This is a genomic window from Myroides pelagicus, from assembly GCF_009711055.1.
Lineage (GTDB): Bacteria > Bacteroidota > Bacteroidia > Flavobacteriales > Flavobacteriaceae > Flavobacterium > Flavobacterium pelagicum.
In genome coordinates this window covers 23,662-46,510 of sequence record NZ_WMJY01000005.1, presented here as the reverse complement: position 1 = coordinate 46,510, position 22,849 = coordinate 23,662, and the positions used below count along the sequence as shown (strand labels likewise).

14 protein-coding genes and 4 tRNA genes are annotated in these 22,849 nt (G+C 37.8%); 7 read left to right on the top strand and 11 right to left on the bottom strand.

The window, feature by feature from the left end; genetic code table 11:
• Positions 1–75 precede the first annotated feature (75 nt).
• The 10 genes from metF to GJV77_RS03375 all read right to left on the bottom strand — a co-directional run bounded on the left by metF (position 76) and on the right by GJV77_RS03375 (position 14,331).
• A complete protein-coding gene (metF, locus tag GJV77_RS03420) occupies positions 76–1,032 on the bottom strand; it encodes a methylenetetrahydrofolate reductase [NAD(P)H] (protein WP_155034951.1) in 957 nt (318 codons plus the stop codon).
• Complete coding sequence (gene metH, locus GJV77_RS03415; RefSeq protein ID WP_155034950.1) at positions 1,029–4,760, bottom strand: methionine synthase; 3,732 nt, start codon at positions 4,758–4,760, stop codon at positions 1,029–1,031. The genes metF and metH overlap by 4 nt, the downstream gene beginning before the upstream one ends.
• Positions 4,761–4,808: 48 nt before the next feature.
• On the bottom strand, positions 4,809–6,002 hold the full coding sequence (locus GJV77_RS03410) for a trans-sulfuration enzyme family protein (protein WP_155034949.1): 1,194 nt from the start codon (positions 6,000–6,002) through the stop codon (positions 4,809–4,811).
• 143 nt (positions 6,003–6,145) lie between these two features.
• The gene (gene thrA, locus GJV77_RS03405) at positions 6,146–8,548 is read right to left on the bottom strand and encodes a bifunctional aspartate kinase/homoserine dehydrogenase I (RefSeq protein WP_155034948.1); all 2,403 of its coding nucleotides are present in this window, start codon (positions 8,546–8,548) and stop codon (positions 6,146–6,148) included.
• Positions 8,549–8,560: 12 nt separating this feature from the next.
• The gene (locus tag GJV77_RS03400) at positions 8,561–9,526 is read right to left on the bottom strand and encodes an alpha/beta fold hydrolase (RefSeq protein WP_155034947.1); all 966 of its coding nucleotides are present in this window, start codon (positions 9,524–9,526) and stop codon (positions 8,561–8,563) included.
• Between the two features lie 16 nt (positions 9,527–9,542).
• Entirely contained in the window at positions 9,543–10,682 is a 1,140-nt protein-coding gene (locus GJV77_RS03395; RefSeq protein ID WP_155034946.1) for a trans-sulfuration enzyme family protein, read from the bottom strand.
• Position 10,683: 1 nt separating this feature from the next.
• On the bottom strand, positions 10,684–11,958 hold the full coding sequence (locus GJV77_RS03390) for an O-acetylhomoserine aminocarboxypropyltransferase/cysteine synthase family protein (RefSeq protein ID WP_155034945.1): 1,275 nt from the start codon (positions 11,956–11,958) through the stop codon (positions 10,684–10,686).
• A 449-nt stretch (positions 11,959–12,407) separates the two neighbouring features.
• Positions 12,408–13,115: a tRNA1(Val) (adenine(37)-N6)-methyltransferase gene (locus tag GJV77_RS03385; protein ID WP_155034944.1), complete on the bottom strand. Its 708-nt coding sequence runs from the start codon at positions 13,113–13,115 to the stop codon at positions 12,408–12,410.
• A 136-nt stretch (positions 13,116–13,251) separates the two neighbouring features.
• On the bottom strand, positions 13,252–13,782 hold the full coding sequence (gene rimM, locus GJV77_RS03380) for a ribosome maturation factor RimM (protein ID WP_155034943.1): 531 nt from the start codon (positions 13,780–13,782) through the stop codon (positions 13,252–13,254).
• 12 nt (positions 13,783–13,794) lie between these two features.
• Positions 13,795–14,331 (bottom strand): 30S ribosomal protein S16, encoded by a 537-nt coding sequence (locus GJV77_RS03375; protein ID WP_155034942.1) that lies wholly within the window; start codon positions 14,329–14,331, stop codon positions 13,795–13,797.
• 698 nt (positions 14,332–15,029) lie between these two features.
• Here GJV77_RS03375 and GJV77_RS03370 point away from each other — a divergent pair.
• The 7 genes from GJV77_RS03370 to GJV77_RS03340 all read left to right on the top strand — a co-directional run bounded on the left by GJV77_RS03370 (position 15,030) and on the right by GJV77_RS03340 (position 21,807).
• Positions 15,030–15,653, top strand: coding sequence for a DUF6252 family protein (locus GJV77_RS03370; protein ID WP_155034941.1), 624 nt, complete (start codon positions 15,030–15,032; stop codon positions 15,651–15,653).
• A gap of 115 nt (positions 15,654–15,768) precedes the next feature.
• Entirely contained in the window at positions 15,769–20,307 is a 4,539-nt protein-coding gene (gene dnaE / locus GJV77_RS03365; RefSeq protein ID WP_155034940.1) for a DNA polymerase III subunit alpha, read from the top strand.
• A 96-nt stretch (positions 20,308–20,403) separates the two neighbouring features.
• Complete coding sequence (gene trxA / locus GJV77_RS03360) at positions 20,404–20,721, top strand: thioredoxin (RefSeq protein WP_155034939.1); 318 nt, start codon at positions 20,404–20,406, stop codon at positions 20,719–20,721.
• 329 nt (positions 20,722–21,050) lie between these two features.
• Positions 21,051–21,124 (top strand) — tRNA-Asp (locus tag GJV77_RS03355).
• A gap of 121 nt (positions 21,125–21,245) precedes the next feature.
• Positions 21,246–21,322: transfer RNA gene (locus tag GJV77_RS03350), tRNA-Asp, on the top strand.
• 257 nt (positions 21,323–21,579) lie between these two features.
• A tRNA-Asp gene (locus GJV77_RS03345) sits at positions 21,580–21,653 on the top strand.
• Between the two features lie 77 nt (positions 21,654–21,730).
• Positions 21,731–21,807 (top strand) — tRNA-Asp (locus GJV77_RS03340).
• 255 nt (positions 21,808–22,062) lie between these two features.
• Here GJV77_RS03340 and pepE read toward each other — a convergent pair.
• Positions 22,063–22,770, bottom strand: coding sequence for a dipeptidase PepE (pepE, locus tag GJV77_RS03335; RefSeq protein ID WP_155034938.1), 708 nt, complete (start codon positions 22,768–22,770; stop codon positions 22,063–22,065).
• Positions 22,771–22,849 lie beyond the last annotated feature (79 nt).

Sequence of the window (22,849 nt, the reverse complement as noted above, 5' to 3'; positions counted from 1 at the left end):
GTTATGGATTCGGGTTTATGGTTCACAGCTTACGGTCAACAGTTAGTCTGTAAACTGTAAACCGTTCACTATAAACTAAATTGCTTTCTTGATAATTTGAATGATATTATCAGATTTTCCCATAGAGTAGTAGTGAACAATAGGAATACCCGCCACGATAAGCTCTTTGGACTGTTGAGCGCACCATTCTATTCCTATTTCTCGGATGGCAGCATTGTCTTTTGCTTTTAACACCTCAGCAACTAAGTCATCTGGCAAGTCAACTTTAAAACGTTGAGGTAACAGGTTTAGTTGGTTTAGGGTAGCTAATGGTTTTAATCCTGGGATGATAGGCACATCGATACCTATGGACCTACATTTGTCCACAAACTCAAAGAACTTACTGTTGTCAAAAAACATTTGAGTAACGATGTATTCTGCTCCGTTTTCTATCTTTTGTTTTAGATATTTAAGATCTGTATCGAAATTGGGTGCTTCCATGTGTTTTTCTGGATAGCCTGCTACGCCAACGCAGAAGTCAGTCTTACTGGTGTTTTCTAATTCAGGGTCTAAGTAGATACCTTGGTTTAGTTCCGTGATTTGTGTAACTAATTCAGAAGCATATTTATTGCCTTTAGCTTCAGCCTTGAAGTATGTTTCATTCTTTACAGCATCACCTCGTAAGGCTACGACGTTGTCTATGCCTAAGAAATCAAGGTCAATTAGGAAGTTTTCAGTGTCTTCTTTGGTGAAGCCTCCACACAAAATATGGGGTATAGCATCTACTTTAAATCTGTTCTGTATAGCTGAACAAATACCAACAGTACCAGGTCTTTTTCTAACGGTTCGCTTTTCCCATAGACCATTGCCTGCCTCTTTGTACTCATACTCTTCTCGGTGATAGGTAACGTCAATGAAAGGTGGTTTGAACTCCATTAGCGGTTCAATAGCATCAAATATTCCTCGAATGTTTTGTCCTTTTAAAGGAGGTAAGATTTCAAAAGAGAATTGTGTTTTACCATTTGCTCTTTGGATATGTTCTGTTACTTTCATGATTCGCTTGTTGTTAATTTATTGTTCTGTGCTAAGTTGGGTGATAACCAACGCTCAGCTTCTTCTAATGTTATATTTCTTCTATTGGCGTAGTCTTCTAATTGATCTTGACCTATTTTTCCTAATCCAAAGTATCTACTCTGTGGATGAGCGAAGTAGTATCCCGAGACAGAGGCTGCTGGAAACATTGCATAGCTTTCTGTAAGCGTGACTCCTATTTGTTCTTCCACTTGTAGGAGTTTCCAGATAGTTCCTTTCTCTAAATGGTCAGGACATGCAGGATAACCTGGTGCTGGACGGATCCCTTGATAACTTTCTTTAATCAGCTCTTCGTTCGTTAGGCGTTCTGCAGAGGCATATCCCCAAATATCTGTACGTACACGATGGTGTAGTAATTCGGCGAAGGCTTCAACTAGACGGTCGGCTAATGCTTTAACCATTATTGCATTGTAATCGTCAAGGTCGTCTTCGTATCGCTTGGCAATTTCGTCAACTCCAAAACCAGTAGAAACGGCAAATAGCCCGATGTAATCTTCTAATCCACTTTCTTTGGGTGCGATAAAGTCTGCTAAGGCAATATTAGGAGCTTTGACATTCTTCAGTGATTGTTGACGCAGTGTTAATAAGTGGTCTAATACCTCCCCCTGTTCGTTGTACACTTCAATATTATCGTCGTTTACTTGATTCGCAGGGAAGATGCCTAAGACACCTTTTGCGTCGAACCAACGTTCATTGATGATTTTGTCAAGCATTATTATAGCATCGTCATATACTTGAGTTGCTGTTTGCCCTACTACCTCATCTGTCAATATCTCAGGAAACTTACCGAATAGTTGCCAAGAGCGAAAGAAAGGTGCCCAATCAATAAAAGGCAGTAACTCGTCTAGTTCGACAGTAACTTTCTTCGTTCCAATGAAGTTAGGTTTGACAATGTCTTTTGTATCCCATTCAACTTTCACTTTATTTGCTCTAGCTTGTTCTATAGTGATATAGCTTTTATCTCTAGCTCTACCTAAATAGTCATTTCTCAGTTGGTCATATTCCGCTTTGATATTCTCTTTAAAGCTAACTTCAACTTCTTTTTGTAATAGTTGATTAGCAATCGTTACCGATCGGGAAGCATCGTGTACGTGTACGACACAGTTCTTATACTCCGGTGCAATCTTAACAGCGGTATGAACACGTGAGGTAGTAGCTCCACCAATCATGATAGGAATACGGCTATTGACCTTGTCTAGTTCTTTTGCTAAGTGTACCATCTCATCTAAAGAGGGAGTAATTAAACCACTTAGTCCGATGATGTCAACTTGTTCTTTAATAGCAGTTTCTATAATCTTTTCAGGTGGCACCATCACTCCAAGGTCTATAATCTCATAATTATTACAGGCTAAGACTACAGCCACAATGTTTTTACCAATGTCGTGTACATCACCTCTTACCGTAGCCATTAATATCTTACCGGCATTACCGACAGAGGTTTCTGCATTCTGCTTTTTGCTCTCTTCGATAAAAGGTAAGAGATAGGCTACTGCTTTCTTCATCACACGAGCAGATTTCACTACTTGTGGCAAGAACATCTTACCTGCTCCAAATAAGTCACCGACTACGTTCATTCCGTTCATTAAATATTGTTCGATCACTTGAATAGGTTGTGGTACACTAAGACGAGCTTCTTCAGTATCTTGTTCAATAAAGGTCTCTATTCCTTTGACTAAAGCATGAGTAAGTCTATCTTGGATACTCCCCGAACGCCATTCTTCAACTTTAGTTTCGCTTGTCTGATTGGTATTGTCATTTTTAATACTCTCTGCAAAGTCAAGTAAACGTTCCGTTGCATCAGCGCGTCTGTTTAATAGGACGTCTTCTACGTGTTCCATCAAATCTTTGTCCACCTCATCATAGACTTCTAACATCTCAGGGTTCACTATTCCCATATTCATACCGTGCTGTATCGCGTGGTATAAGAAGGCAGCGTGCATAGCTTCTCTTACTTTATTGTTTCCTCTAAAAGAAAAAGAAACATTACTTACCCCACCACTTACATTGGCATAGGGAAGATTTTCTCTAATCCATTTAGTCGCTTGAAAGAAGTCTAAAGCATTGTTGTTGTGTTCTTCCATTCCTGTCGCTACAGGAAATATATTCGGATCAAAGATGATATCCTGAGGAGCAAAGTTCACTTGATTGACTAATATATTATAAGAGCGTGAGCATATTTCTATGCGTCTTGCTAAAGAGTCCGCTTGTCCATTCTCGTCAAATGCCATCACTACTGTAGCAGCTCCATAGCGTTTGATTAGTTTAGCGTGCTCGATGAATATGGCTTCACCTTCTTTTAAACTAATTGAATTTACAATCGCTTTACCCTGTACTACACGTAGTCCTGCTTCGATAATCTCCCATTTAGAGCTATCTATCATGATAGGCACTTTAGCAATATCTGGCTCTGAGGCAATCAAGTTGAGAAAGTTAGTCATACAGTGTACACCGTCTAATAAACCTTCGTCCATGTTGACATCAATAATTTGAGCACCTCCTTCTACTTGTTCTCTTGCGATGGCAAGAGCTTCATCAAATTGCTCTTCTTTTATCAAGCGAAGGAATTTACGAGAACCTGTTACATTAGTACGTTCACCTACGTTGATAAAGTTTACTTCAGCAGTAACGTATAAGGGTTCTAATCCCGATAAGGCAAGTACAGGCTTTAGGTTGTACTGCTTAGTAGTTCTATTTTTTGCATGCTCTGCTACTGCTTGTACAATTAGTCTGATGTGCTCTGGTGTCGTCCCACAACAACCTCCGATGATTTGAACTAAGTTTTGACTTAAAAAGCTGTCTATTAGTTCTTTCATTTCATTAGGTGTCTGGTCGTATTCTCCAAAGGCATTAGGTAAACCTGCATTCGGATGGGCAGAAATATTCACTGCTGCGTGTTGACTTAATTGTTTTACATAAGGTTCTAGTTGTTCTGCTCCTAAGGCACAGTTGAACCCGATGCTCAATAAAGGTATATGCGCAATAGAAATCAAGAAAGCTTCTACTGTTTGTCCTGACAGGGTGCGTCCCGAGGCATCAGTTATTGTTCCAGAAATCATAATAGGAATATCTATCCCTCGTTCTGACTGTATTTCATCGATGGCAAATAAGGCTGCTTTTGCATTCAAGGTGTCAAATATTGTTTCGACTAATAATAAGTCTGCTCCTCCATCTAATAGAGCTTCAGCTTGCTGCTTATAAGCAATGCGTAGTTCTTCAAATGTTATGGCGCGGTACCCAGGGTTGTTTACATCAGGAGATAAGCTAGCTGTTTTATTCGTAGGTCCAATAGCACCTGCTACATAGCGAGGTTTGTCAGGGTTAAGCGACTCTACTTCGTCTGCTACTTCGCGTGCTATCTTAGCCGACTGATAGTTTAATTCATATACTAAATCTTCTAAGTGGTAATCCGCCATTGCAATGGTGGTACCTGAGAAGGTATTTGTAGATAAGATATCAGCTCCTGCCAAAAGATATTGTCTGTGTACTTCTTTTACAGCCTCAGGTTGAGTGATTGACAACAAGTCGTTATTTCCCTTTAGAGGGTGAGCAAAATCAGCAAAGCGCTCACCTCTAAAGTCTTCTTCTGAAAATCGGTAAGCCTGAAGCATTGTACCCATTGCTCCATCGAGTACTAATGTTCGTTGTTTTAATAGGCTTCTGATATCAGTATGTATAAGTGTTGTTGACATAATCTATTTATTTAATCATTCATTGTTGAGGTGTGATTAGTAGGCTTGTTATTGTGTAACAGCTAAGGCTTGTTCTAAGTCACGGATAATATCTTTTGTATTTTCTAAACCTACAGATAGACGAATCAGGTTGTCTGTAATACCCGTAGCTACTTTTTCTTCTGCAGGAACTTTACTATGTGTGGTAGAAGCAGGGTGTGTAACGATGGTTCTACTATCTCCAAGGTTAGCGGATCGGCTGCAAAGCTTTACAGCATTTAAGAATGTTCTACCTGCATCAAGTCCTCCTTTTATTCCAAAGGCGATAATATTACCTCCTTGCCTCATTTGTTTTTTTGCTATTTTATATTGTGGATGACTTGGCAAGAAAGGATACTTGATAAACTCCACAGCAGGGTGTTGTTCTAAGTATTCTGCTATAATCAAGGCATTCTCACAATGTCTATCTACACGTACTGCTAAAGTCTCGAGACTTTTGGATAGTACCCAGGCATTGAACGGTGAAATGCTTGCGCCTGTAGTACGTGTGAATAAGTAGATTTTATGGATATATTCTTTGTAACCTACTGTAATCCCTCCACATACTCGTCCTTGTCCATCAATGAGTTTGGTTCCTGAGTGTATCACTATATGCGCTCCTAATGTAATTGGTGTTTGTAAATAAGGAGTAGCGAAGGTATTATCTACGATAAATAGGAGGTTGTGTTTCTTAGCTATTTCTCCTAAGTACGCAAGGTCTAATACATCTACTCCTGGATTAGTAGGACTTTCTGCAAATAGTATCTTGGTGTTAGGTTGTATTAGTTTTTCTACATCATATACTTGATTTATATCGAAATAGCTTGTTTCTACTCCCCATTCAGGGAACAAATTGCTAAACAGTCCTCTGGTAGAACCAAAGATATTAGAACAAGAAACAATGTGATCTCCAGTCTTTAACAGAGGAAATAAACTACAATACACCGCGGCCATTCCAGTTGCAAATGCGAAACCTGCTTCTGCTTGTTCAAACAAACAGATTTTATCAACTAGTTCTGTTTGGTTTGGGTTAGTAAAGCGTGAATAGGAGTATTGCTCTATTTCTTCCGCAAATACAGCGCGCATATTTTCTGCATCGTCAAAGACAAAGCTTGAAGTTAGGAATAGTGGAGTTGAGTGTTCTCTATATTGTGTGCGTTCTGTTTGCGTTCGTATGGCTAGTGTCTCAAAACAGAAGCCTTCATCATGGTTTAATGTACTCATCTTTTTTTAGTTTACGGTTAGCAGTGGTTAGTGTTTTTCGTTGATTACTGGGTGTAAATCTGTGATAATGCTTTTTGAGGTTTGCAGCTTACGTTTTTCGGATTACAGGTGTATAAGCTGTCCGCCGTCCACCGTAAACCAATCTACTTATCCGCCAATCTCAGTATATCTCCAAATACCCCTCTGGCAGTTACAGATGCTCCTGCACCAGCTCCTTGGATAATGATAGGATTGTCTCCGTAGCTCTCTGTGTATATCTCGAATATACTGTCTGAGCCTTTTAGCTGTCCTAATGCTGAGCTGGTAGGTACTTCGATTAGTTTAGTTTCTAATACTCCTTTGTCCTTTTGTAGATCACCTGATAGCTCTCCTACATAGCGTAACACAGTATCTGGAGCTAAGCCTTGTTTAATCTTGTCGAAGTAAGGATTTAGTTTCTCTAAGCTGTTTAAGAACGTCGGGGTATCTACTGCCTGTAAGTCTGTAGGGATTAAGTTCTGAATGCTTATTTCTTCGAACTCGTTTTGTAAGTCTAGTTCTCTCGCTAAGATTAACAACTTACGTCCAACGTCATTACCTGATAGGTCTTCACGTGGATCTGGTTCTGTAAAACCTTTAGTGATAGCTTCTTTAAGTACCTCACTGAATGGTTTTTCTTGGATAGAGTAGTTATTAAAAATGTAACTCAAACTTCCCGAGAACACTCCTTTTATCTTAGTGATATTCTCTCCTGATAAGTGAAGTAGTTTAATCGTATCAATCAATGGTAAACCGGCACCTACGTTAGTTTCGTATAAGTATTCTTTGTGGTTTGCCTTTAGCGTCTGACGCAACTCATTATAGAAACTATATGATATTGTATTAGCAATTTTATTAGAAGAGATAAGGTCAAAACCATTCTCTACTAATGGAATATAGTTCTTGATAAATTCACCAGAAGCCGTGTTGTCTATCGCGATTAAGTTCTCTAAGTGATTTGCATTCGCGTAGTCTATTACTTCTTGTATATTATAAGCTACACTTTGGTCTTTTATCTCTTCTCTCCAGTTGCAGTTAATACCTCCATCGTTAAGTAATACTTTTTTAGAGTTACCGATAGCGAAGATGCTTAGGGCAATGTTCTTTTTGTCTTCGATAGATTGGGCAGACTGTAATATTTGGTCTATTAAAGTACCTCCTACTAATCCGTTTCCAAAGACAGCGATATTGATCTTTTTAGCGATACCGAATATCTGTCCGTGTACTACGTTAAGTGCTTTCTTAGCTTCTTCTTTACGTACGACTAAGCTTACGTTTTTCCCTGTTACTGTATTGTTGAATAGGATAGGAACAATCTTATTCTTTACTAATGCAGCATAAGGTTTGTCAAATGTGCTTAGGTTCTGTCCGATGATAGAAATAACAGCAAGGTCGCGGATGATAGAAATACTGTTTACATCACGCGTATAGAAGTCATTAGAGAACTCTCTGTTTAGTGCTTCGGCTGCTTTATCTGCATCTTTCTCTTCTACGATAAAACCTAAACCACGCTCTGAAGAACCCTGTGAGATAACACCTACACTAATTCCTTCGTTTGCCAAAGCTGTAAATACACGTGCATCTACTCCTACGATTCCTAACAATCCTCTACCTTCGAACTGTACTAAAGCGACATTAGACTGTACCGATAGTGACTTAATTCCCTTATCTGTTGGTTTGTTAGAGATAAGAGTTCCTTTGTTTTCTGGGTTTAGTGTGTTTAATATTCTCAATGGAATATTATTCTCTACTAAAGGCAATATTGTTTTCGCATGTAGGATAGAAGCTCCGAAGTTGGCTAATTCATTTGCCTCGTCGAAGTGAAGTTCTTCTATCTTCTGTGCATTTTTTACCCAATCAGGGTTAGCAGTATAGATACCATCTACATGAGTATAGTTTTGCAATTCATCTGCTTCGATGAAGTTCGCTAATAAAGCAGCAGAGTAGTTACTACCGTTGCGTCCAAGTGTAGTTGTTTCTCCTTTATCTGTAGATCCGATAAACCCTGTTACTACAGCTATAGTTTCTTTATCTAATGCAGCAAAGTACGCTTGTGTTTTTTGCTTAGACACTTCTTCTATAGCTTGTGCACTTCCGAAGTTAGCATCTGTGATAAAGAATTGACGGCTGTCTACAGGTGTAGCTTTAAGTCCTTTTGCGTTTAGCTGAGCAGCTAATATTTTACTTGATATTAGTTCTCCTTGTGCTAACACTTGGTCTTTAATCTTTACGCCATAGTCTTCTATTAGAGAAACTCCTTCATATAATTTGCTCAATACTTCAAGCTCTGTATTTATATCTGCTTCATTGTGATATGCTCTGTTTTTGAATGTTTCAAAAGCAGTCGTGTAATCTTGTTTAGTCTTTGCTAAGTCTAATATATTTTCAAGGGTATCTGTTGTATCCCCTATAGCAGAAACTACAATAACGATTGGCCCTTCGTTTACTTTTGTTTTTATGATATTTATGACGTTGTCAAAAGCTTGTCCTGATGCAAGAGATTTTCCTCCAAACTTTAATACTTTCATGATGTGCTGATTTTAGAATAATGGTTTTAATAAATTGTTTAATTGTTCGTATTCAATTAAGAAGGCATCGTGGCCGTGTATTGATTGAATCTCTTGGTATGTAATGTGTTTGCAATAGTCTTTAAGTAGAGCTACTGTGTATTCTTGTTCTGCCTTCGTAAACATATAATCCGTATCTACTGCGATGCAGTGTATCTTAGCACTTGTATGTTGACCGAAGGTTTTTAGACTTTCTTCTGTTACTTTTTGTCCAATGGTTTTTAGCAAGTGGTTCATTAACTTGTAAGCTTGTAAGCTAAAGCGACCATTTAAGGTCTGTCCGTGATACTTTAACCAACTTTCTATAGCGTATTGACTCTCACTTTCTTTATACCCATTGGCAAACTTCTGCTGGAGCGATGCAGGAGTGCGGTAGAGTAACATAGCATGCATACGAGCGTCTTCTATAGGTTGAGAAGAGTTGTTTAGAATGCTGTCTTGGATTAAGGCATTGCCTATTAACCAGTCTGATGCTTTACAACTTGTCGCTATTGGGATTAAGTGATCTACTGCTTGTGGTCTAATGAAAGTCATCTCCCAAGCGATGCTTCCTCCTAAGCTACCTCCGATGATTGCATATAGGTGATCAATGTGTAGTCGATCTAATGCTTTCCAGAACACTTCAGCAACTACTTTTGTCGTTATTGCTTTGTAATCTTCGATGAGGTGAGCCTCTTCTTTGTTATATCCATTACCTGGTATATCGAAGGCAATCACTGTATATCGGTTGAGGTCTATTACTTTGTCATAACCCACTAAGCTATTCCACCATCCGTTATCACCGGCTACTTCACTATTTCCTGTTAAGGCATGGTTGACCAACACGATTGGAGCACTGTGTAAGGGCTGTCCCTCCACCTGATAAGTAAAGTGAAAAGTATGTGTACTTCCGTTTGGCAAAGTATGGTTAGCGATAGTTATTTCTTGTAAGTGACTCATGGTATTCTATTGTTATTTATTGTGCTAATGCTTGTTTGATATCTTCTATCAAGTCTTCTGTTTCTTCTAATCCGATGGACAATCTTATTAAGCTTTCCGTTATTCCTGCTTTTATTTTTGTCTCTTTAGGTACTGATCCATGAGACATCTCAAAAGGGTAATTACTCAAACTCTTTATTCCTCCAAGCCCTTCCGTAAGCGTAAAGAGCTTTAGGCTTTTGATAATCTTAAGAGCAGCTTCTTTACTGTTGTCTTTTAGGTCAAAACTTATTACTCCGCCGAAGTACTTCTGTTGCTTCTTTGCTAACTCATGTCCTTCGTGATTCACTAATCCTGGATAGTATATCTTGTTTATCTTAGGATGAGTGTTGAGGTATTCTGCCATTTTTAGGGCATTCTCAGAATATCCTTTATATCTCAGTAGCAAGGTTTCAATACCTCTGATGGTTAAGAAACTGTCGAAAGGACTTAGTATAGCCCCAGTTGAGTTCTGATGAAACTTAATGATCTTACCCAATTCCTCTGTCTTCGTGATTACTAGCCCTGCCACTACATCTGAGTGACCCGCGATATACTTCGTAGCACTGTGAACAACAAGGTCTGCTCCTAAGTCTAATGGCTTTTGGGCTATCGGTGTAGCGAAGGTGTTGTCTACGCATAACCAAACTTTGTGTTTTTTAGCAATGTCTGCTATAGCTTGTATATCAGATATTCTCAGTGTTGGGTTAGTAGGGCTTTCTATCCAGATTAGTTTAGTATTATTAGTAATTGCCTTTTCTACATTTTCAACTATTGTTGTATCAACATAATGAGTCTTTATCCCAAACTTCGCATACACCTCATTTAGCAGCCTATAAGTCCCACCATAGATATTCGCTACAGCTATAACTTCGTCTCCTTGGCTTAGTGTCTTGAATACTGCATCTATTGCTGCAAGTCCACTTCCAAAGGCAAAGCCCTTCGCACCGTTTTCTAATGAAGCAACTAATTCTTCTAAAGCTTGACGAGTAGGATTGTTGGTACGTGTGTAGTCAAATCCCTTGTTTACTCCTGGTGCCTCTTGAGCGAATGTCGTTGTCTGATAGATTGGTACAGCTATGGCTCCTGTGTGTGGGTCTATCGGAATGTGTTTTAGTATGTCTGTTTGGGTACTCATCTTATAATGTTTTAAATACGTTTGCTAAATCTGCTTTTAGGTCTTCTATGTTTTCTATTCCTACGGATAGTCTGATTAAGTCTGGTGCTACTCCTGTTGCTTTTTGCTCCTCTACGGTTAATTGTTGGTGTGTAGTAGAAGCGGGGTGAATGATTAGTGACTTAGTATCTCCTATGTTTGCTAAGAGAGAGAATAGTTTAGTATCATTTGCCACTGTTTTGGCTGCTTCGAATCCTTTTTTTAATCCAAAGGTTACTACACCACTCTGTCCTTTTGGCAAGTACTCTTTTGCTAAATCGTAGTAGTCACTTGACTTCAGACCTGGATAGTTTACCCATGCTACAGCGTCTTGTTTTTCTAACCATTCTGCTAAGGCTAATGCATTCTCACTGTGTTTTTGGATACGAATAGGTAAAGTCTCTAACCCTTGGATGATTTGGAAGGCATTGAATGGGCTAAGTGCTGCACCTAGATCTCTTAATCCTTCTACTCTGATCTTAGCGATGAAAGCAGCGTTACCTAATGCTTGGTGATAGATCAATCCATGGTATCCTGGAGAAGGCTCTGTAAACTCTGGGAATCTTCCACTTGACCAATCAAAAGTACCTGCGTCGATTATCGCTCCTCCTAATGATGTACCATTACCCGTGATGTATTTAGTTAGGGAATGTACTACGATGTTTGCCCCGTATTGGATTGGGTTGAGTAGGGCAGGAGAGGCAACTGTATTATCTACGATAAATGGAATTTTAAACTCTTGTGCTATCTTAGCAACTGCTTTTAAGTTGATGATATCTAATTTTGGATTACCTAAGCTTTCTACGAATATTGCTTTTGTGTTTTCTTGAATATTCGTTCTGAAGTTCTCTACATTAGATGGATCTACGAATGTAGTATTGATACCTAAACGAGGGAGTGTAACATTGAATAAGTTGTATGTTCCTCCATATAAGCTGTTAGAAGATACGATGTGATCTCCCGCTTTTAGCAATGTCAAGAACGTAGTAGAGATAGCAGATGCTCCTGATGCTGTAACTACTGCTCCGATACCTCCCTCTAGTGCTGCTAAGCGTTGCTCAAGAATATCGTTTGTAGGATTGTTTAATCTTGTGTAGATATACGCTGGGATAGACAGGTTAAAAGCTCCTGCTGCGTGATCAGCATTTTCGAATACATACGATGATGTCTGATAGATAGGCACTGCTCTTGTTCCTGCTGTTGCTTGTACATTGTGTCCTGCGTGTAATGCTTGTGTTGAAAAGTTTAAATTGCTCATGGTTAAATATTTTTTTAAATGTTTTAGTTACTAATTTTTGGGCATAAAAAAAGCCCTTTCGGCATTGCCAAAAGGACTTCAAGTATTTTAATCTCTTGTTTTAGATTATAACTAACTCGTTGACTTTAGGCAATAGGGCGTCGTGAACATCATCATGTTCATCATCATCATTGCCATCATCATTGTGTTAGTATTGTAAATCATGGTATTCTATATTCTGCTAATTATATACTGTTTGGTTTGGTGTAAAAAAAAAGCCCTCGCAAATGCAAGGGCTTTATATATGTTATTTAGAATTTAAGTTTATGCAAATAACAAGCCCTGCGGATTTCTCCACATCATCATGCTCATCATCATTGTATAAACTGTATTCATTTTTTCTTCTTTGTTTTCGTTGGTACAAATATCCTAAATAATTTTTGGAATAAACAAAATAAAAGTAATTTTTTTTAAAGTTTTAGATAAAAATCTTTTACAAGTGCCTCAAATGCTGGGGTGTACTGATGTCTTTCTACCTCGATAGTCAACTCGTTGAGTGGTATTTTTTCGACTAATTGACGTGAAAAAGCAATTAAGCTGCGTTTGATCTCAGCTTGTTCATTCCCTCGAACGCGAGTTACTTTGAAAGGATAGATACCAAATTCAGCAGCTAAGCACATCAAAGTTTCTTCTTCTTTAGCTGGAATAATAACACTAAACACACCTTTCTCTGACAAGAAATACTCTACAGCCTCAATTAATAAATCAAAAGGCATAGCATCTTGAAAACGTGCTGTGTCTCTCTGTTTATCATTCGTGTGGTAATCTTCACTGTAAAACGGTGGGTTAGATATAATCAAGTCATACTCTTCTTCCATTTCATTCGCAAAAGTCTCTAAGTCGGCATGGTAACAGAATAGTCTATCTCCCCATGGACTGCTCTCAAAGTTCTCTACTGCTTGCTCATGTGCATGTTCATCTATCTCTACACCATCTATCTGTTCTGCACCTGTACGCTGAGCCATCATAAGTGCTAAAAGTCCTGTACCAGAGCCAATGTCTAATACACTGTAAGGATTGTTGTCTACAGGAGTCCACGCTCCTAATAGCACCCCATCTGTACCTACCTTCATCGCACACTTATCTTGTTGTATAGTGAATTGTTTAAATTGAAACATATTGCTTATTCTTTTTTACAAAAGTACGAAAAGGAGGGTTAGTGACCTAAGATATGATTAGGAAGGTAAATGAATGAAAAAGGATAAAAAAACCTCTTGCCAAGTAGGTAAGAGGTTCTAATTATTTTGTATTGAATTATTTATCCAAGTATAGGTTTAATAAACCGTCAGGAATGTGGAGTATTAATTGCTTGTTATCGCGATCAACTCGTTCGATAAATTCGTCAATCATAGGGACAAGCACTTCTGTACCATTGCTGTCAATCTCAAATAGAGGTTGGTAGTTACTGTCATTGATACGGATAAGTTTACCTACTAGTCCTAGTTTAGTATCTATCACATCAAATCCTGTTACTTCGTGGAAATAGAATTTATTTCCATCTAATTTTGGTAACATTGTTAATGGAAGATATAATTCACAACCGATTAGGCGTTCAGCTGCTTCTTCTGAATCACATTCTTCAAAACGGATTCTAAGGAAGTCATTTTTGTGCAAAAAAGCGTCTTCAATAAAAAAAGGAATCAGTTGTCCGTTGAATTCAACGAATACTGATTCCAAATTTTCGTATAACTCAGGTTCATCGGTATCCAAATAGGCCAATACTTCCCCTTTGAAGCTAAATTTTTTTGCGATCTTGCCTAAATAGAAACAATCTTTTTTACGCATATCGCTAAGAAATTATGCTTGAGTTTCTTCGTTGTTGTCTTCAGTTGCTTCAACAGCAGTTTCCTCTGTAGCAGCAGCTTCAGCTTCAGCAGCAGCTTTAGCTTCTTGAGCAGCAGTAGCACGTTTAGTACTTACTTCTTTCTCAGCAGCTAATCTAGCAGCTTTCTCAGCAGCTTTGTTAGATGATAAACCATCTTTCTTAGCGTTGATTTTAGCAGCTTTTTCTTCTAACCAAGCAGTGAATTTAGCATCAGCTTGTTCTTGAGTTAAAGCTCCTTTTCTAACTCCACCTTGTAAGTGGTGTTTTAACATTGCTCCTTTGTAAGAAAGTAATGTTCTAGCAGTATCTGTAGGTTGAGCACCATTGAATAACCATTTAACAGCAGCATCAACATTGATATCTACAGTAGCAGGGTTAGTATTAGGATTGTAAGTACCGATTTTTTCTAAGTATTTACCATCTCTTTTTGCGCGTGCATCAGCAGCTACTACCCAGTAAAAAGGTTTTCCTTTTTTACCGTGTCTTTGTAATCTAATTTTTACAGACATAATTAATTTAATTTGTTTGAGGTACCCGACCTCGGTTTAAAATTGAGGTGCAAAGTTAATATAAATTTTTATCAGTCAAGTGTTTTCAGAAAAAATAATCAAATATGTTTACACTTTTTAGCGATCAATTTGAGGTAGTAATGGCTTAGTAAGTAGCTTCAGCTATGGAATTTAATCTATTTAGTTGTCAGCCTTTGAGTTAATACTGTTTTTTGTTTGTGTCATTTCCTCGCAAGATTGAGCTATAAGTGCAGTATTCGTGCAGTATGCGAGCCCAGAAGCTTGTTCTTGGCAACAAAAGGTCAAGCATTGTGCACGTATAGGTCAAGCATGTGCGGGGTAGAGCTGTTTATTTCTTTTTGATAAGACTTATCTAGTACTTTAGGATTAGATTAATCCTTTTAGGAGAGAGTGTGTCGTATTATTTTAAGAAAGGAAATTTTTATTAGATGGGTTAATAGTCAATGGGTAATGTGTTATACTATCTATAGATTAACTTGCCTTTGTCTTTTAAGTATCAAACCACAGAGTCTATTATTTAGAGTAGGTAATCGTTTGCATAAAGTCACAAGAAAGAGAGACTACTAATATTCTAATAATGAAGTGAATTTAATAAATTTATTTTTTATAAAGTTTTTTTCTGGTGTTAAATACTATATTTTTGTATTTAAAGTTATTATATAAGATAATCATAAACTATGAAAAAGATATTGTGTCTATTGTTGTTTGTGACAGCATTAGTTGCGTGTGAAAATGACACTGTAACTAGTGATCCTGGACTACAAGCAGTAACAAATAATGAAGAATATAGTGAGGCTTTAAAATATGAAAAATGGAAGCCAAATCACAAGACGGCTTATGTAGCGAATGAGAATGTTTTATATATCATGGGGGAGACAGATAGTACTTCTTATGTAATGAAAGTACCTTATAGTCCGAGTCTGTTTGGTAAAACAATTAGATTAGGAAAATATCGCAAGGTAATTGACGATAAGGCGAGCAATAAAGATGATGCTTATGCATATTATCGTTTAAAGAATAAATCGGCTCTAAATGAGACATTTGCGTTCTATTCTACACAAGAAGAAGATAAAAAGGGGAATATAGTTGATATGGGAGAGGTTTCATTTGCTCCTGAATCAGAGCAGATACCAGGCACCATAACAGGAACGTTTTATGTAAATATGTTGAAAGAACCTTTAGATGAAATTCAACAAAAGAATTATACTGATAAGCAAAAGCAAGAACATGCTGCACTGCGTTCAGAGAAAATATTTCAGGAAGGGGTATTTTATAGAATACCGTTTTCATTGCCAAAATAGAGAAAGATTTACATGCTTTTTGGACTGCGCCTTTTTTAGGCGCAGTCTTTTTTTTGTACTTTTGTTTTTTCCTTTTAAAATGCCTTTTTGAGGTATAAATCACTAAAAATTAACTATGTATTTAATTTTTGATACTGAGACTACTGGACTTCCAAAAAGTTGGTCTGCTCCTATAACAGATACGGATAACTGGCCACGATGTATTCAGATTGCTTGGCAACTGCACGATGAGATGGGGAACTTAATAGAGCATCAAGATTATTTAGTGAAGCCAGAGGGATTTAATATACCCTATGATGCTGAGCGTATTCACGGTATTTCTACGGAGTTAGCAGAGGAACAAGGAATTAGTTTAAGAGAAGTTCTAGAGAAGTTCAATATTGCTTTGTCTAAAACAAAGTTTGTTGTCGGTCAGAATTTAGCCTTTGATTTGAATATCATGGGGTGTGAATTTTACCGTATGGGAATGAGTAGTCAGATGAGTGAATTACCTGTTCTAGATACCTGTACAGAAATAACAGCTGAGTTATTAAAAATACCTGGAGGTAGAGGAGGAAAGTATAAACTACCTACGCTGACAGAGTTGCATACCTATTTGTTTGGTGTGCCTTTTGGAGAAGCACATAATGCCACAGCCGATGTTGAGGCAACTACTCGTTGTTTTTTGGAGTTAATTAAGAAAGGTGTTTTTTCGAAGGATGAGTTGCAATGTGACGATACTTATATACAACGCTATGTGCAAACGAATCCAGAGCCATTTCCATTAATAGGCTTAGAGCATATTAATTTAAAGAAGGCTTCAGAAGAGGTACATCAGCGGTTAAGTAAGTTACAAACTGGAATTTCTGATGTTATTAGCGATGAAGAGCGCAAGCGATTTAATGTAGCTAGGTTTGGACACTTACATGTTCATACTCAGTTTTCTGTACTTCAGTCCACAATAGCTGTCCCTAAATTAGTAGCTAAGTCGGCTGAACTTAATCTGTCTGCTGTAGCGATGACGGATCATGGAAATATGATGGGGGCATTTCACTTTGTGATGGAAGTGAATGACCATAATAAGCGAATAGCAGACCAAAATAAGGAAAGAGAGGAAAAAGGAGAAGGCTTACTCCCTCTATTGAAGCCAATAGTAGGATGTGAGTTTTTTATCTGTGAAGATCATACAGACAAGACAAAGAAGGATAATGGGTACCAAGTAGTCTTGTTGGCGAAAAATAAGAAAGGATATCACAATTTAGCGAAGATGGCCTCTATCGCTTATACAGATGGTTTCTATTATGTCCCACGTATTGATAAGGAAGTAGTCCGAAAATATAAAGAAGACATAATGGTTTTGACAGGGAACCTTTACGGAGAGGTGCCAGGAAAGATATTAAATGTGGGCGAGAAACAAGCAGAAGAAGCTTTGTTATGGTGGAAGGAAGAATTTGGAGAAGATCTCTATATTGAGATCATGCGTCACGGACAAGAGGATGAGAATCGTGTAAACAAAGTATTGGTTGACTTTTCTCGTAAGCATGAGGTCAAGTTGATAGCTACGAATAATGCTTATTATCTAGATAAAAAAGATGCTAATGCACACGATATTTTATTGTGTGTAAAAGATGGTGAAAAACAATCTACGCCGATTGGTCGTGGGAGAGGATATCGCTATGGACTTCCAAATCAAGAATATTATTTTAAGTCAACAGAAGAAATGAAGAACTTGTTTGAAGATCTTCCAGATGCTGTTTACAATATTCAAGAAATTGTTGATAAGGTAGAACCATTTGTGTTGCATCGAGATGTATTGCTACCAAAGTTTGATATCCCTGAGCAGTTTCAAGACGCTCGTGATTTAGAAGGAGATGGTAATGGAAAACGCGGGGAGAACAATTTTCTTCGTCATTTGACTTATGAAGGAGCTAGGCGAAGATATCCAGAAGTTACGCAAGATATTACAGAGCGTTTGGATTTTGAACTAGAGACTATTGAGCGAACAGGTTATCCTGGGTATTTCTTGATTGTACAAGATTTTATTGCAGCCGCTAGAGAGATGGGGGTTTCAGTGGGTCCAGGGCGTGGTTCGGCAGCTGGTTCGGCAGTTGCATATTGTTTAGGAATTACGAATCTTGATCCAATTGAATATGATTTACTTTTTGAGCGTTTCTTGAATCCAGATCGTGTATCCATGCCCGATATTGATATTGACTTTGACGATGAAGGGCGTAGTAAAGTAATGGATTATGTAATTGATAAATATGGAGCAAATCAGGTAGCTCAGATTATCACGTATGGTAAAATGGCAACAAAATCAGCTATACGAGATACGGCTAGGGTGTTAGATCTACCATTATTTGAAGCGGATAGGATTGCCAAGCTAATTCCTGGAGCTATGCCCTCTAAATGGAACTTAGCGCGTTTTTTAAGTGAAGAAGAGAATGCAGTGAAAGCTGTCCTTCGTTCGGAAGAATTTGATAAGGTAAAAGAATTAATAGCCTTATCGCAGGAGGGTTCGTTAGCGGCAGAGACCATTCAACAGGCAAAAGTACTAGAAGGGTCTATGCGTAATACGGGTATTCATGCTTGTGGGGTTATTATTACACCAGATGATATTACAAAGTTTGTACCAGTAACATTAGCCAAGGACTCTGATCTTTATGTTACACAGTTTGACAACTCTGTAGCCGAAAGTGCTGGGCTTCTTAAGATGGACTTTTTAGGATTAAAGACTTTAACTTTGATTAAGGACACCATTAAGTTAGTCAAGTACCGTACAGGGATAGAGATAGACCCTGATAAGATACCAATCGACGATGTGAAAACGTATGAGTTGTTCCAGAGAGGGGAAACGGTAGGGGTATTTCAGTATGAGTCACCAGGGATGCAGAAGCATATGCGTGATCTGAAGCCTACTGTGTTTGGTGATTTAATTGCCATGAATGCTTTGTACCGTCCAGGACCTTTAGAATATATCCCTTCATTTATTAATCGAAAGAATGGGAAAGAACCTATTGTGTATGATTTAGATGCTTGTGAAGAATACTTACAAGAAACCTATGGTATTACGGTGTATCAAGAGCAAGTAATGCTTCTGTCTCAGAAGTTAGCAGGTTTCACAAAGGGTGAAGCTGATGTCCTGCGTAAGGCAATGGGGAAAAAGCAGAAAGCTGTACTAGATAAAATGAAGCCAAAGTTCGTAGAACAAGCTTCTGCCAAAGGACACGATGCAACTACTTTAGAAAAAATATGGAAAGACTGGGAAGCTTTTGCTTCTTATGCGTTTAATAAATCTCACTCGACGTGTTATGCTTGGATTGCATATCAGACAGCTTTCTTGAAGGCGCATTATCCAGCAGAGTATATGGCAGCTGTGTTGTCGAATAATATGAACGATATCAAGCAGGTAACATTCTTTATGGAAGAGTGTAAGCGCATGGGTCTTCATGTATTAGGTCCAGATGTTAATGAGTCATTTTATAAGTTTACTGTAAATGACGAGTATGCAATCCGATTTGGAATGGGGGCGATTAAAGGTGTGGGGCAAGGAGCTGTAAAGACAATCGTGGAGAATAGGGAAAAAGGAGATTATAAGTCAATTTTTGATTTGGCTAAGCGAATAGACTTGCGTGCAGCAAATAAGAAAGCTTTTGAAAACTTAGCACTAGCAGGAGGTTTTGATTGTTTTGCAGGAACACATCGCGCACAATACTTTTATACAGATGTAACAGATAGTGTTCCATTTTTGGAAAAGGCGATACGCTACGGTGCTAAAACCCAAGAAAATGAAAACTCGTCGCAGATCAGTCTGTTTGGAGATAGTGCAGAAGTAGATATTCCAGAACCAATGTTGCCTATGTGTGAAGAATGGACAACGATGGAGAAGCTGGCAAAAGAGAAGGAAGTTGTAGGGATTTATATATCTGGACATCCTTTAGATGACTTTAAGTTTGAGCTAAAGTACTTTTGTACCAATAGTGTAGGGGAACTAAAGAATTTACATGCTTTAACTGGACGAGTTGTTACGTTTGGTGGTATGATTAGCAATGTAGAATTTCGAACTTCAGCCAAAGGAAAAGACTGGGCGATGTTTACTATTGAAGGTTATGACGAGGGGTGTGATTTTCGAATGTTTAATGAGGAGTTTTTAAAGTTTAGACATTTCTTATTGCAAAATACTTTTGTTCAAGTAAAGGTATTGGTAAAAGAGGGATGGACTAACCGAGAAACCGGTCAGAAAGGAGATCCTCGACTTGAGTTTCAAGAGATGAAATTGCTGTATGAAGTTATTCCAACAGGAGCTAAGAAACTTGTGTTGCTGTTAAATGTAAATGATTTGACACATCAAATGGTCAATGGTATGGAACGCATTTTTGAAACTTATTCAGGAGATAAGCCAGTATATTTTGATTTGGTAGAACTTGAGCGAATAGTTGTTCAGAAGGAAATAGTAGAGGATTTTTCAAAGCCAGTTGTGGAGATGGAAGGAGATATAGACATGGAGCACGGTGAAGATTTTGATTTAAATATGGAAATCGAGATGAAAGAAACAGTAGAAGAGATCCGTGTAGTAAATCGTATAGAAATGTCAACTCGTAAAGTATCTGTGGATATTACCGCTGAATTATTAGAAGAATTAGAAAAACTACAAGTCAACTTCAAATTAAATTAGTTTTTATTATTCAGGTATAATGAAATTTAATAATTATTGAAGAGTAGAATATAATTTATTTGTTAGATTTGTTGAGATAACAAAAAAGAAATAAAAATGGCATTAGAAATTACAGATGCTACTTTTGAAGAAGTAGTGTTAAAATCAGATAAGCCAGTAGTTGTTGACTTCTGGGCAGTATGGTGTGGTCCTTGTAAAATGTTGGGTCCAATCGTAGAAGAGTTGAGTACAGAATACGAAGGAAAAGCAGTAGTAGGAAAAGTTGATGTAGACGCTAACCAAGAGTTTGCTGCTAAGTATGGAATTCGCAATATTCCTACAGTATTAGTATTCAAGAACGGAGAGGTAGTAGCAAAACAAGTTGGTGTTGCACCTAAGAAAACATACCAAGATTTTATTGAAAGCAATTTATAATCGAAGTATTTTAAATGTATAAAAAAGAGAGTTCTTTGTAAGAGGATCTCTCTTTTTTATTGATGATAGGGTGGGAAAGCTGTTTTTTTGTATTAAATAAATTTACGTTGACGTCTTTGTTTTTTCACTAATAGCGTATGATTGGGATTCTTTTGCGGAGATGGAATAAATGTAGGTGCTTTTTTTTGAAAAAAAGTTTAATATATATCTTGCTGGTTTTCAGATTTGTTTAGAAAAGCAATGAAAAAACTTGTGTTTTTTTTTTATCAAGATTTGGTAATGTTGAAAATGGTCGTATATTTGCACCGCATTACAGCAATAACGATGAAGGTTTGGTAGTTCAGTTGGTTAGAATACATGCCTGTCACGCATGGGGTCGCGGGTTCGAGTCCCGTCCAGACCGCTAAGAATGTCGAAGAAAAAAGCTTTCAAGCATTCTCTCAAAGCGGAATAATTCAGAGTAAACTTTGAATTGGATAAAAAAGATTTATCTTTGTTGCGAGTAAATAAATATGGTTAATACTGGTTTGGTAGTTCAGTTGGTTAGAATACATGCCTGTCACGCATGGGGTCGCGGGTTCGAGTCCCGTCCAGACCGCCAGTAAAAAAGAGCCTCTCACGGAGTTGAGAGGCTTTTTTTGCCCTGTAATAAAATCACGTAATTATAGGGGAAACGATTTAGTTGTGTTGTTAAGTGCGAAAGCACTATGGTTTAGTAGTTAGACCAATGAAAAGCTTTCCTTCGGAGGGAGAGCTTTTTTGTTCTTTGAAGAAATTGTGGTATTTATATAAGTAAGATATCAATTGGTTTGGTAGTTCAGTTGGTTAGAATACATGCCTGTCACGCATGGGGTCGNTGGTTTGGTAGTTCAGTTGGTTAGAATACATGCCTGTCACGCATGGGGTCGCGGGTTCGAGTCCCGTCCAGACCGCTAGATTCTCTATAATAAGAGAATACATAAAGTAAAGGAGATGTCAAAGTTGTAATAAATACGCAATTCTATATATTGGTTTGGTAGTTCAGTTGGTTAGAATACATGCCTGTCACGCATGGGGTCGCGGGTTCGAGTCCCGTCCAGACCGCCAGTATATAAGATATTCTCATTAAGAGAGATCTTAAGACTCTAGTTGTTTTAGAAGACAAAGAGTCCAAAATTTAGTTGTGTTGTTAAGTGCGTAAGCACTGCGGTTTAGTAGTTAGACCAATGAAAAGCTTTCCAGGTGTGGAGAGCTTTTTTGTTTTTGTGTCTTTTCAATATTCTTAGTTGATAATAGCGTTTAAGCAGTTGTTGTTTTTGTGATATAAAAAAAGCCTTCGATTTGGTCAAAGGCTTCTATTATTTACTTTAAGTAGCTTAAATCTGTATCAGGATCTACTTCTATAGCTGCTTTTCCTTGTTCGAAGATACGAGCAGTTAGGTTTCCTTTTAGGATAATGGTATTGTTTTTTACCTCTAACCAACTTCCTTCACGCAGCCCAACTACCGGTTGTGAGTTTAAGGTATGAAATTCATTGATTCTAGTTTCTCTTGTTTCCCCCATATGTGTAGAGCCTTCGGTAGGGTCTAGGTAATGAGGATTGATATTAAATGGAACAAGAGCTAAAGTCTTAAAGGAAGGAGGGTAAATGATTGGCATATCATTAGTTGTTTCCATTGTTAGTCCACAAATATTGCTGCCTGCACTACAGCCTAAATATGGTATACCATTGTTTGCTGCTTGTTGAATTGCTGTAATTATATTGTTGCTATAAAGCTGTTTTACCAATAAGAAAGTATTTCCACCTCCTGTGAAGATTCCTTCAGCGCTTAGTACAGCTTCAATAGGGTATTCGAATTCGTGTATTCCTTTGACTTCTATGTCAATTTTTTGAAATGCATTCGCTACTCTGGCAGTGTATTCATCATGGGTAATGCCGCTAGGTCTTGCGTAAGGAATAAATAATAATGTTTTTATCGCTTTGAAATGCTCTTTTAAGGTAGGAAGTAAATACTCTAGATAGTCACTGTTGTGGATCGTAGACGTACTGGCAATAATTAAATTTTTCATAAAGGTGTAATTTTTGTAAAGGTAAGACGTTTTTTTATTAAATAAAGAAGTACAGTTTGTTCTAGGTTTTATGATTGTT